At 36.7% G+C, this 11799-nt stretch carries 11 protein-coding genes and 1 pseudogene; 5 read left to right on the top strand and 7 right to left on the bottom strand.

Annotated features, from left to right (window positions below; translation table 11 throughout):
• A partial coding sequence (locus tag F6K13_RS04180; RefSeq protein WP_353735634.1) for a hypothetical protein occupies positions 1-278 on the top strand: 278 nt, incomplete at its 5' end.
• 194 nt (positions 279-472) lie between these two features.
• Here F6K13_RS04180 and F6K13_RS04185 read toward each other — a convergent pair.
• On the bottom strand, positions 473-1072 hold the full coding sequence (locus F6K13_RS04185) for a nitroreductase family protein (protein ID WP_124146824.1): 600 nt from the start codon (positions 1070-1072) through the stop codon (positions 473-475).
• Between the two features lie 774 nt (positions 1073-1846).
• Here F6K13_RS04185 and F6K13_RS04190 point away from each other — a divergent pair.
• Positions 1847-2212, top strand: coding sequence for a trypsin-like peptidase domain-containing protein (locus F6K13_RS04190; protein ID WP_124146823.1), 366 nt, complete (start codon positions 1847-1849; stop codon positions 2210-2212).
• Here the strand turns inward: F6K13_RS04190 and F6K13_RS04195 are convergent.
• The 6 genes and pseudogenes from F6K13_RS04195 to F6K13_RS04220 all read right to left on the bottom strand — a co-directional run bounded on the left by F6K13_RS04195 (position 2173) and on the right by F6K13_RS04220 (position 10030).
• A complete protein-coding gene (locus tag F6K13_RS04195; protein WP_124146822.1) occupies positions 2173-2388 on the bottom strand; it encodes a Uma2 family endonuclease in 216 nt (71 codons plus the stop codon). The two genes, F6K13_RS04190 and F6K13_RS04195, sit on opposite strands and share 40 nt — an antisense overlap.
• Positions 2389-2784: 396 nt before the next feature.
• On the bottom strand, positions 2785-3660 hold the full coding sequence (locus F6K13_RS04200) for an SDR family oxidoreductase (RefSeq protein ID WP_124146821.1): 876 nt from the start codon (positions 3658-3660) through the stop codon (positions 2785-2787).
• A gap of 309 nt (positions 3661-3969) precedes the next feature.
• Positions 3970-4755: an exodeoxyribonuclease III gene (xth, locus tag F6K13_RS04205; protein ID WP_124146820.1), complete on the bottom strand. Its 786-nt coding sequence runs from the start codon at positions 4753-4755 to the stop codon at positions 3970-3972.
• 401 nt (positions 4756-5156) lie between these two features.
• Positions 5157-7649, bottom strand: a complete 2493-nt coding sequence (locus F6K13_RS04210; RefSeq protein ID WP_124155448.1) for a GH116 family glycosyl hydrolase — start codon at positions 7647-7649, stop codon at positions 5157-5159.
• Positions 7650-8101: 452 nt separating this feature from the next.
• Positions 8102-8785: pseudogene (locus F6K13_RS04215) on the bottom strand (alpha/beta hydrolase); the annotation flags it as partial.
• Between the two features lie 324 nt (positions 8786-9109).
• On the bottom strand, positions 9110-10030 hold the full coding sequence (locus F6K13_RS04220; RefSeq protein WP_124146818.1) for an alpha/beta hydrolase: 921 nt from the start codon (positions 10028-10030) through the stop codon (positions 9110-9112).
• A gap of 234 nt (positions 10031-10264) precedes the next feature.
• Between F6K13_RS04220 and F6K13_RS04225 the strand changes: the two genes are divergently transcribed.
• The 3 genes from F6K13_RS04225 to F6K13_RS04235 form a co-directional block, all read left to right on the top strand.
• Positions 10265-10609, top strand: a complete 345-nt coding sequence (locus F6K13_RS04225; protein WP_375339411.1) for a hypothetical protein — start codon at positions 10265-10267, stop codon at positions 10607-10609.
• Between the two features lie 59 nt (positions 10610-10668).
• Complete coding sequence (locus F6K13_RS04230) at positions 10669-11217, top strand: GIY-YIG nuclease family protein (RefSeq protein WP_124146817.1); 549 nt, start codon at positions 10669-10671, stop codon at positions 11215-11217.
• A 155-nt stretch (positions 11218-11372) separates the two neighbouring features.
• Positions 11373-11799: tetratricopeptide repeat protein (locus F6K13_RS04235; RefSeq protein WP_287286890.1), on the top strand; the 427-nt coding region annotated here is incomplete at its 3' end.

Raw genomic sequence — 11799 nt, forward strand, 5'->3', positions numbered from 1 at the left:
GATGGGACCCACCCCTCGCCCCTCCCCCTCCCAGGAGGGGAATGTGGGGAGATGGGGAGATCGAGAAATATTTGGTAATGGTTGAAGATGAAACATTTTTTTATACCGAATTAAACGGATTTGATATCATGGGAAAACTTTATGATGTTTTGGAAACCTGGCGAGAAATAGTGATAGAAGGTTTGTTGCAAGGTCAAGGTTTGAAGTGCGGTCATTTTATGCTGGAGGAAGTGCCAGATGAAGTAACTCAGGCGTTGCTTGATTTTTTTAGAGGATAATTACAGGGGAGCTATGAAAATTGTACCCGACTCAAATATAATTTTGGGTAGGGTGATCGCCCTACCCTATAGTCAGTTATTAGCTAGTAGGTTGGGTTGAGGAAAGAAAACCAACACGGGCGTTATTATTATTGGGTTTCCTACGTCAACCCAACCTACAGGAATGACAAATATTCAATTCGCTTCTTTAAAAATTAGATAAATGAAGCAGTTTGACCCCACTCTCCAGTAAATACAAAAGAATTTATCGGTTTACGACTGCGGGGAGAAAGTTCCCTCTCTCGTAAAGACTCAGGCAAAATATCGGGTTCTCCTGGATAACCAATAGCTATAGCTGCTACTGGTTCATATTCTGCTGAAATTTTATATAATTCCCGTGCTTTATCAACATCAAAACCTCCCATTTGATGAACTCTCAAACCCATTTCTGTTGCTTGAAAAGTTAAGCTGGCAACTGCTAAACCTACATCGTGAAAAGCGTGTCTATTTGGTTGATTATTTCTGTCAAAAGAAAGTTTCGCAACGGATAACATTAATACAGGAGCAAGACCTGCCCAAGGTTGATTTCCTTCTACAATACAACTAAAAAGACGGTCGTATTCAGTGGGGTTTTCTTTAGTAGCAATTATGAAACTCCAAGGTTGTTCATTGAAACAAGAAGGAGACCATCTTGCTGCTTCTAGAAGTGAAAGTAATACTTCTGAGGAAACCATTTTGTCAGCAAAAGCTAAAGAACTCCAACGTTGTTTTAATAACTCATTAATTGGATATTGATTTTTTGCAGGTTTTTCCATTTTTTGAATTTTTAATAACTACTTGAGGTATCTCAATAATATCAAAATTTGTTGCTGCTTATATCATCTTTAGTTGAATATTACATTTTAGAGGGAGGAAGGAAGAGAGCAGAAGTAAAGTAGTGGCATGACCACCTAAAATGTTACAAAAGTAGGGGCGGGTTCCAGGTTAAATTAATGGGGGTGACAAATGATTAGATAAACCAGCCCCCGCACCAATAATAACTGAGCAAATTAACTGTTTCGGTCTAGTATTAGGGTCGGGTTCCACGTTAAATTAATGGGGGTGACAAATGATTTAGATAAACCAGCCCCCGCACCAATAATAACTGAGCAAATTAACTGTTTCGGTCTAGTATTAGGGTCTGGTTCCGCGTTAAATTAATGGGGTGACAAATGATGAGATAAACTTGCCCCCGTACCAATAATAACTGAGCAAATTAACTGTTTCGGTCTAGTATTAGGGTCTGGTTCCGCGTTAAATTAATGGGGTGACAAATGATGAGATAAACTCGCCCCCGCACCAATAATAACTGAGCAAATTAACTGTTTCGGTCTAGTAGTAAGATTTAAAGGTAGTAGCTCGTCTAAACTAAAATTGTGAGTAAAACCCAACGCTAAAATCCCCCCCAACCCCCCTTTCCAAGGGGGGAGAGGTCTATATTTTCTAAAATTTAACCACATTTTCAAGCTAGGCGAGCTAGTAGAATGAGGTAAAATTTGGTTTTAATTTTCAGGGAAAAGCTAATCTTTATATTACTAAAGAATAAAAGAATGAACGGACAGTTAGAAAAATATATTGTTTTAATTAACAGTGCTAGTGATAAATCTCTCAAAGCAGATATTATTGGTACTAGATTTGCTTTTTATCAAGAAGAAAATTACACTTATTTGCTGACTTGCGCTCATGTTGTTGAGGATGTGGGTGGTGAGGAAAATGTATTGGTAAATAATATTTCCGCAGAAGTTGTGGCAATAGGAGATACTCAGGGTTTTGATTTGGCAGTTTTGCGAGTCAAAGAACTTTTGTCTGTTCTTCCTTTAGGATTAATGATTTTACTTGGAGAGCTAGAAATAAGTTTAAAAATTTCAATTCCTGGTTATTTTCTTTGGTTTGCGACAAAAACTCGATATGGTTGACTTTTGAGAGAAAAGTTTAAAGCTGTGCTGAAGTTGAGAGATATCTGGTGATGATTTGGAGTACCGTCAGTTATGGGAATAATTTCAGCATTGATATATTCGTGTCGTTGTTGTGAGTTAATTTCAAAGTTTAAATATTCTGTGGGGGTATAGTTTTTTTGTTGTTGAATTTGCATAGTTTTCAGTTTTTAGCGATCGCTTGAATCATTTTATTGATAGTTCTGCATAGTAATGTTAGATAGGAACAACCAATGCTTACAGCGGTTTTCATTTCGGTAGACCACAGTAGGGGCGAATGGCCATTTGCTAGCGCAAAGCTGCCCCTAACGCCCTTACAAGATTTTGGTAGTGATGTGAGGTCATCAATCTGAAAAGTGCTGTAAAGTACGGACATCCTGTCCACGAGTACGGGAGCAAGATGCTCCCACTGTCGTGCTTCCTAACAAAAATAATTACAATGCAGCACTATTCCTATTTTTTATTGTTTAAGATTTTCAGAACTTAGGCAAAACCAATATATCTAGGGCGAACGGCCGTTTGCTTGCACATACTTCGTAACGTCCCTACTTTATTCACACTCCCATTTTTCGGCGAATAAAACTCTCTACAGATTCCATTTTCATCTCAAATATTCTCTCTAAATTCTCAATTTCTTCTGGAGTGCAGAAAAATTCATTTGCCAATAATACTCTTAAAGTACCTAGACTTTTTTGTAACTCAGAATTAAACAATCCCACAGTATTTCGTAATCCATCAAATACAAATAAAGGCGGATTAATAACTATCGGTTCCCGGTTAAAAATTCTACTAAATATTTGAGAAATTTCTCCTCTAGAAATAATTTCTGGTCCGCCCACAGGCAAAATTTGATTACAAGCAGCTTCGACAAAAACAGAATCCACAGCAATTTTTGCCAAATCATCTGTACTAACTATTGAAGTGCGATTTTTGTCATCTCCAATAAGTAGATAAATTCCTGTATCTTTAAATCTTTCTGCCAGTGGTAATAAATTAGAAGCAAAACCAGAAGGTTGCAAAATGGTATAATTCAAACCACTCGCTTTGAGATATTTTTCTACCTCTCTTTTTGCTTTAAAAGTAGGTGAATCTTCATATCCTCTTTCTGCTCCTAAGACGGAGATAAATACAAAATGTTTAACACCAACTTTCACCGCAGAATCTATTAGTTCAATATTAGCTCGGTAGTCAATTGCTTGAACATCATTCGCCCCACCATGGGCACTAATAATATATTCAATTCCTTGACAAGCTTTTTCAATATCCTTGTCTATTTTTAAGTCGCCTATGAATATTTCAGCTCCACGATTTTCTAATTCAGAATAAGAATAATTTAGTCTAGCAAAAGCACGGACTAATATTTCTCTTTCTCTCAAGATTCTGATAATTCTCCGCCCTAAGTCTCCGGTTGCTCCTGTTACTAAAAACATAATTATTTTTTGTTAGTTATTAATAGTTCAATTGAAAAATTTACCAAATAAAAACTGTCATTTCAGTTATCAGCGCGGACACTAAATCGAGTGAGGGCGTTAGCGGAGCTTGACGTTAGTCAATGCCATTCGCCCCTACAAATGGTGGTTTAAAAGTCAATTTGCGTAAGTCCTGAACTTTTGACTTTTGACTTTTTTAAATTCTTACTTTTAACTTTTAACTTTTGACTTTTTTTAAATTCTTACTTTTGACTTTTGACTTTTGACTTTTGACTTTATTTTGACTTTTGACTTTTGACTTTTCTTCTTTCAAAATTCCACAATAACTGGTGTATGGTCGCTAGGTTTTGGTAATTGTCTTGGAGACTTGTCAATTATACAACTTGTGGCTTTTTGAGAAAGGGGCAAACTCAGATAATGATGGTCAATACGCCAACCACGGTTACGGCGAAAACCTGCTGCTCTATAGTCCCACCAACTGTAGTGACCTCCTTCCCTGGTAAACTGGCGAAAAGCATCTACTAATCCTAATTTGAGAATTTCCTGTAAAGCTTGGCGTTCCGCATCGGATAATCCCACAGAATTTTTACAACCTTCTGGATCGTGAATATCTCGGTCTTCTGGGACAATATTAAAATCTCCACAAATACACAAGTTGGGTGATTTGTCAATAACAATTTTGATATATTCTTGCAAAAGTTTCAACCAATGAAGTTTATAATCATATTTTTCACTGCCAACACTAGCACCATTAGGAACATAAAGATTCAGAATACAAACATCATTTACTACCCCAGTAATTAACCGTTTTTGTATGTCAAAATCTCCCACTTTATCCTCACCTAAAATAGGTGCAAACCCACTACTAACATCTTGCATTGGGGAAAGACTAAAAATTGCGACACCATTATAAGATTTTTGACCAGAAATATAAGTATGATAGCCTAATTCTTCAAAGGGCGATCGCGGAAAATCTTGGTCAATAACTTTGGTTTCTTGTAAGCAGAGAACATCCACAGGATTTGTTTGTAACCATTCTATAACTTGTTGTTGACGAGTACGAATTGAATTGACGTTCCAAGTAACTATTTTCATAAGAAGGGAATAGGGAATAGGGAATAGGGAATAGGGAATAGGGAATAGGGAAGAAGGAAGTTATACCATTTCTCAAAAATTTTTCTACGTTTTATTAAGTAGGAGACCAACCCCTAACCCCTCCCAGGAGGGGAAGTAGGGACGTTGCATGCAACGTCCCTACAGGGAGAAGTAAACATAATAATAATTAATTATAACTAGCTAATAATTATCAAAAAGGTGATTCTGTCTGTCTTAATTATTTAACAATTGAAGTGCTGCTTAAGTATAGCATTACTTTTGGTAATTGGTATTAGAAACATTAAGGGATGCCATTCTTTTTCATAATTATTATATAGCAATCAGGTCATATCATGTCTGGATAATTAGTTATAAAAAAAACTTTCTCCTTTTCCTCCTCTTTATTCTTTCTTCTTCTTTCTTCCCTCCTGACTCCTGACTCCTGACTCCTGACTCCTGATTTCTAAATAAATCGCCCAAATTGCCATTGCTCTGAGATAATGACTAGCTCGAAAAGTTCCATCAGCAGTAATAGCTTCTGGGGTACGAAATTGTAAACCATTTTCATAAATTTGCCGCACCACCGCTTCAGTTATTTCCAAAGCTTTATCCTTCATTCCCATTTGCACCATAAAAGCAGCTAAACCAAAATTAATTCCAGTCCAAACTTCTAATGGATGGGTAGCATCAGGATTTTCTGGAGAACCATCAGGTAATACTCCATTCACTGCTCCAAATTTGCCATTATGAAACTTTTTAAAACAAGAATTATAGACAGTATTCAAGGCAGATAAAGCACATTCATTAGGTACAATATCCGGCAATTTTAGTAATCTAGCATAAAATTGACCGCATAATTGGTCTGCCATTACCACTTCCGAATTACTATCACTATCCAAACGATAAAATTCCCCATTCCATAACTTTTCTTGATAAACAACTAATCCTTTTTCTAACCAACTTTGATAAACAGAAATTTGATTATTAATAGCATCCACAGAATTTTTATCGACCTCAGACTGAAAACCTTGAGGTGGATAATAAGGAATTTCCCTCGGATGCTCAATTAAAACTTTCCCAATAGCGATCGCTGCCTCCAATGCAGCTAACCATAACCCACCACAATAAGCACTCACCCCCCGCAACTGCCAATCATCAAAGGTTTGGTCTGGCGCTCCCTCATTTTCAGGAATACCATCACCATCCTTGTCAAAAGCCTTAAGATATGCTAGTGTCTCCACCACAGCAGACCAACATTCCCAGAGAAACTCGTAATCATCTGCACCAGTCAACAGAAAATCCCGATAAACCTGCAACACAAAATCACTAGACAAATCCTTCCATTGATTGCAGTCCTGATAACTGGTATAATTAGTCTTTTCCCAAGGATGCTCATTGGGTGCACCCAAATCGTGGGGAGTTGCTCCAGCCTTTTTTCTAACTGCCGATGCTTGATTGTAACCAATAATTCTCGGTGTATCATCCGCAGTTGAAATCGCCCGTGCAAAAGCGAGCAACACCGACTTTTCCAAATCCGGCCACAACATCAACAGAGCAAAAGAACCATATAATCTCACATCCAAACTCTCATACCAACGATAATCCAAACATTCCAGGACAGCAAACTGACCTTTAGGATCGCGATCATCCGCAGCACTCCAGAGAGTCCCCCCACTGGTGAGGTCGTAAAGTTCGTTAAACAAAGCCATCTTAAACCAACCAGGCAAATCTTCCCGTTGCAAAATCGGGTTTTGCCAAGTCTCAATATTCTCGCGCCAAATCTGATAGTGTTTCATCGCAGTGCGAATTATTGACCAGGCGTTTTTCCCATTGCGACCATAAAAATCTGTATAACGGCGATAATATGAAACTCCAGCGCTAAATTCAGTCAAGGGCAAATCCCAAGCTAAGAAAAAAGGAATTTTCCGAGTTTTCCCCGGTCTGAGAGTAAAACGAACAGACATAGCTACCCCAATTTGTTCTTCCTCTGTTGCGGGTAGTTCATTGTACTCATCTATGAGTGTGCCATCCATGGCAAAGTAGCGCCAGACTTCTTCCCCATTGCTCGCAGGATTCCAGCGTGTATGATAGTTAACTTCCACAGCAGCATTAGTAAAAGTTCCGATCGCCATTTGACCTTCCCCTTCTGCGGGGTCATCAGCAATGCTCAACTTAGTCATTATGCAACCGATACGATGGAAGTCTTCCACTAATAGATTAAAGTTGTCCGTACTTTCTCCCCACCGTGGTTTGTATTCATAAACTGGACTACCATCATCTCTAACTTGCACTTGTGGTATTTTCACAGAATTGGTAAACCAACCAATGGTATTTTGCCAAGTGAACATAATACTCAGAGTGATGGGTTCATCGGTGGGGTTGTGAGCGACCCATTCAAAGATGGCAACAGGGTAAGTGGTTTCTTGATAATTACCTGCCCAAATTGGGGAAAATTGTTCGCAGCTTAATTGTGCGGTAAATACATTTTCATAGACAAACCAACTGCGGGGATAAAGAGCATGATAAGTACCAGTATGTAATCCTGCTTTTTGTTTCGGATACCACTGCCAAGTTGAGAGACTGCCATCAGATGGTGGTTCGGTACATAGAGCATAAGCTTGTTTGTGGCCTTTTGTTTCTTCAAATATGCTAAATTGACAGGCAGGTAAATTTTGATAAATGTGTTCGCCGCCGTCGAGATGCCAGAGATTAAAATCCCCTCGTGGAGAGCGACCAATTGCACCTGCACCGAAACCACCGAGAGGCATTCCGTGCCAAGGACCGTCATCGAGGTTACTGCTATAGCGCACTGTGTAAGGGTTGTTCCAATCAAGACCAATGGGACGATTCCAGGTATAGGGGGGAATATTTGGAGTGAAACTTTGTTGATTCATAGGTTCTGAAGGTTGTAGGTTGTATATAAGAAAAGTTTATTTAAATAGCACTCAGCACTCAGCATTAGGACTTTTTTTACGTTTAGCAGGAGGTAAGCAACCCCTCCTAAACTAGCTATGCTTTATAAACATCTTTCTTAACATAAAACGTAGACATTATAGACAAGTTATGTGTAGGTCTTGGAGCATCTTTTTTAGGAGAAAAATATATTGAAAAATACATTGTTTTTGAGAACTGTAGACAAGATTTTTGCCCCCCACACTCCCCACACTCCCCACACTCCGCACACTCCGCACACTTCCCACCCTATCCACAAGGTTTTCAGGAGTTACTTATAACGGATAGCTAAACTAGGAGACGCTATAGTTGCCGGGGTTAACCCAAGTTAAAAAAGCTGAAGCGCTGTTTGCAGAGCATTCCGGCACGGAAAATGCTGATAGCTGATAGCTAGTTAACACCTATTATCTAAGAATTGAGCGATCGCTTCTGAAACTTCTTTACTTTTAACATCAAGTGTCATAACGTGGCCAGATTCATCAAACCAAATGGCTTCAAAACTCCCCTTAACTTGTTCTTCAATCAATTTTACGACTATAGAATTAACTAAAGGATCGTTATGGGAATGAACTACTAAAGTAGGGCAAGTAATCTTAGCAAGATATTGGCGAGAATGTAAAGCTATTCTCTGAAGTACCAGAGCTGCTTTAGAGTTTTCAAACAAATAATTAGGATTATAAAAGTTGTCAGTATTTTTAGGTATTGAGATATTTACCCAACTGAGTAAACCCATTAAAATTTCAGCTCTAAGTGGTAATTGAATTGCTGGTGCTGTCACAGTGCAAGCATCCACTAAACCTTCGCTTGCCATTGTCAAAGCGATCGCTCCACCCATAGAATGTCCGAAAATTCCGACAAAATCATAGTGTTTTCTAGCTTGAATAATTTCTTGACGTACTGCCTCAAACATTATGTCTTTAGTAATCTTAGAAAACTCTCTTCTTTGTTCTATAAAAAGAGAGTAACCATGACCGGGAAAAAGAGGTGCTACGACATCAATTCCAAGTTTTAAACACGCTCTTCCTATAGGACGAACTTCATAAGGAGTCGCAGTAAAACCATGTAAACAAATTACTACTGCATTTGCTTTATTTTGTTCATTTTTATAATGCCAAGGTCAACCGTCTGACCATAATTTGTTTTTATATTCTAATGGTATAGCTTCAAAACCAGAAAAATAAGGCGGGTCAATTAATAGCATTTGTCTTTACCTTTTGTTGAATATTTTATGGTTTAATCTGCGATCGCCAAAAAGTAAGATTTTTCCTTCTCTCCTTCTTGCTTCTTCCTTCTGCTATAAATAACTAATAGACATCTCCAGAAAAGATGGAGTAGGGAGTAGGGAGAAATAATTGATAATTTCTGTACGATAATTGATTTTGTTTTTTATTACTAGAGATGTCTAATGAATAAATTCTTGGCTAATACTAGAATACTGATTTATTGCCCGCTCAAAGAATTCATGTAGAGTTGCTATGTAGCTATCGCTATCTACTTGAGCAAGATTGTCATGTGCCGCATTTGGTATTAAGAGTAATTTTTTCGGTTCTGCTGCTGCTGCAAATAATCTTTGACTCATATCTACAGGTACGATTTCATCTTTTGTTCCATGAATAAATAAAACGGGCATTTCCAATAATTTTACTTTGTCAATGAAGTCAAATTTTTGGGTGACCAGTAAGTTGAGGGGAAATATTTGGATTCGACGTCTGTATTTAGCCATGTCTTTAATGGAAGTAAAACAACCTTCAGCAATTAATCCTGCTGCTTGTGGTTGTTGAAGGCAAAGATTAGCAGCGACCGCTCCTCCAAGAGAATATCCATAAATAAAAATTTCTTCTGGTGAAAAATTTTTTTCTTGAGTTAAATAATTCCAAGCTACCAATGCATCTTCATAAACAGTAGCTTCTGTGGGAAACCGTCCTTTACTGTTACCGTACCCCCGATAGTCAATCATAAATACCGAAAATCCCAACTGATATAGTTTAGCAACCCGCTCGAGATTGTAACTATTTTTCCGAGCTGCCATGTTACCTTTAGCACCATGTAGAAAGAGAATAACTCTAGAATTGCTATTAGTTTGAGGAATCCACCAACCAGATATTTTTTCTGTCTGTTTGTGAGAATTTGGAATTGACAACCAAACTTCTTGATATGGAAGATTAACAGTAGCAGGAGTTGCTAATACCGATGGTGCCGGTTCAAATATCAATCGGTTTTGCAGCAATCTTAGCAACATAAAAGCACCAGTGTAAATAGTTGCTAAACTTATTAATAGAAATTTCAAGAAAGTTTCAAAAGATGATGTTTCTGTGTCTTCCATAAATCAAGATCCCCATTGAATATGTTAGGTTTTATAGTCTAATAGTAGACAATACAATATTTAGGTAAAAATTTTATCATAAATTATCAGATAAAATTTTATTTTAACAAATCTTTATATTTATTTTAAGGTAGTTGAGTTGAATCAAACAAATAGTAATATAAGTAAAGGCTATTTTCTGTTTGATAGGAAGAAGCAATACTATCTCAACAGCCATAGCCCAATTTGATGAAGATGGAAAAGGAAAAAAAAGTGGGTATAAAAATTATTGAAAGCTTTGAAAGTAGTTTCACGTTAGAACAAAATGCTCAACAAATGTTATTCAAATTATTAACAAGTGAAAATTTTATTCAACAAATTACTTCACAATTACCATATGAAAAATTAGAATTTACTGAATTAATATTTCAACCAATTCCCTATAGTAAAGAAACACCTAAAGGAATGGCAAAAGAATTTGAGCAGTATCACGAATCCAGTGACTATATTATCATTAACGTTCCGCCCAACTTCATGTTTAAAGCTAAAATATTTCAACCAAGCCATCTCTGCGCCATCTATAAAATCACCAGAGATTAATCAACTTTTATCAATTCCGAATTAATTAACATTACCCTTGAACAGGAAAATCTCAAATAATGACTAATACCGAAATTCAAATACCAGAACTGTCAGAATTAGAATATTTACCTTATATTGATTCTCAAGGAAAATTACCAATTTCTTTACAAGGAAAAATTGGTGTTTATGGAATTTTTGATCGGGATAAAAAATTACTATTTGTAGGTTATTCTCGTGATATATATCAGAGTATTAAACAACACTTAGTCCGTCAACCTCATAGTTGCTATTGGCTAAAAGTACAAACTATTGAACGTCCGAATCGTACTATATTAGAAGGTATAAAAACTGCTTGGATTAATGAAAATGGGTCTTTACCTATAGGTAATGATGGCGCAGAAGCAAAGTGGAATCAGCCAATAGATGCTAAACAAGAAATGACAGAAGCAGAAGCAACACAATATCACGACCCATTAACTGATGAAGTTGCTAAAGAAAAACTCTTAAAAAATATATCTAGGCGAGTTGAAGCTAATATTTTAGAAATATTAAAAACTAGAGGTTTAGAAGAAAATATTCGCTTTAATCCCAAGCTAAAAACCAGCGGTTTATTAGATTTGAAATAATTGATACTATTGGGATAAATATTTGCTGCAAAGTAAGCATTCAGCAGGAAATGCTAAATGCTTACGAAAAATCTATATTGCTTCATAAGTAAAAATCTTTAATTTCAAGACCATAATGATTAAAACTATTTATTTCTTCTTCCTTGAAAAATGAAATGGATGGACGAATAAAAATTTCCCCAGATGATTATCAGAGCTGGTACAATATGGGAGTAAATTTTAGTAAATTGGGGAAGCATAAACAGGCTATTACTGCTTTCGATCAGGCAATAAAAATTAAACCAGATTACTATGAAGCCTGGAATAATCGAGGTAATTCCTTGAAATTAATAGGTAGATTCCAGTCAGCTTTAAATAACTTTAATCGTGCAATAGAGATTCAACCAAATTCTCATTTAGTTTGGTATAATCGAGGTAATTTACTCAATAATTTAGAACAATATCGAGAAGCGATAACTTCTTTTGAGAGAGCAATAAAAATCAAACCAGATCTATATCAAGCTTGGTACAATGTTGGAAATACTTGGAGTAGTTTAGGACATTATCGAGAAGCAATTGAAAATTACAAACAAGCAATAAAGT

Source organism: Okeania sp. SIO2B9 (assembly GCF_010672505.1).
Lineage (GTDB): Bacteria > Cyanobacteriota > Cyanobacteriia > Cyanobacteriales > Microcoleaceae > Okeania > Okeania hirsuta.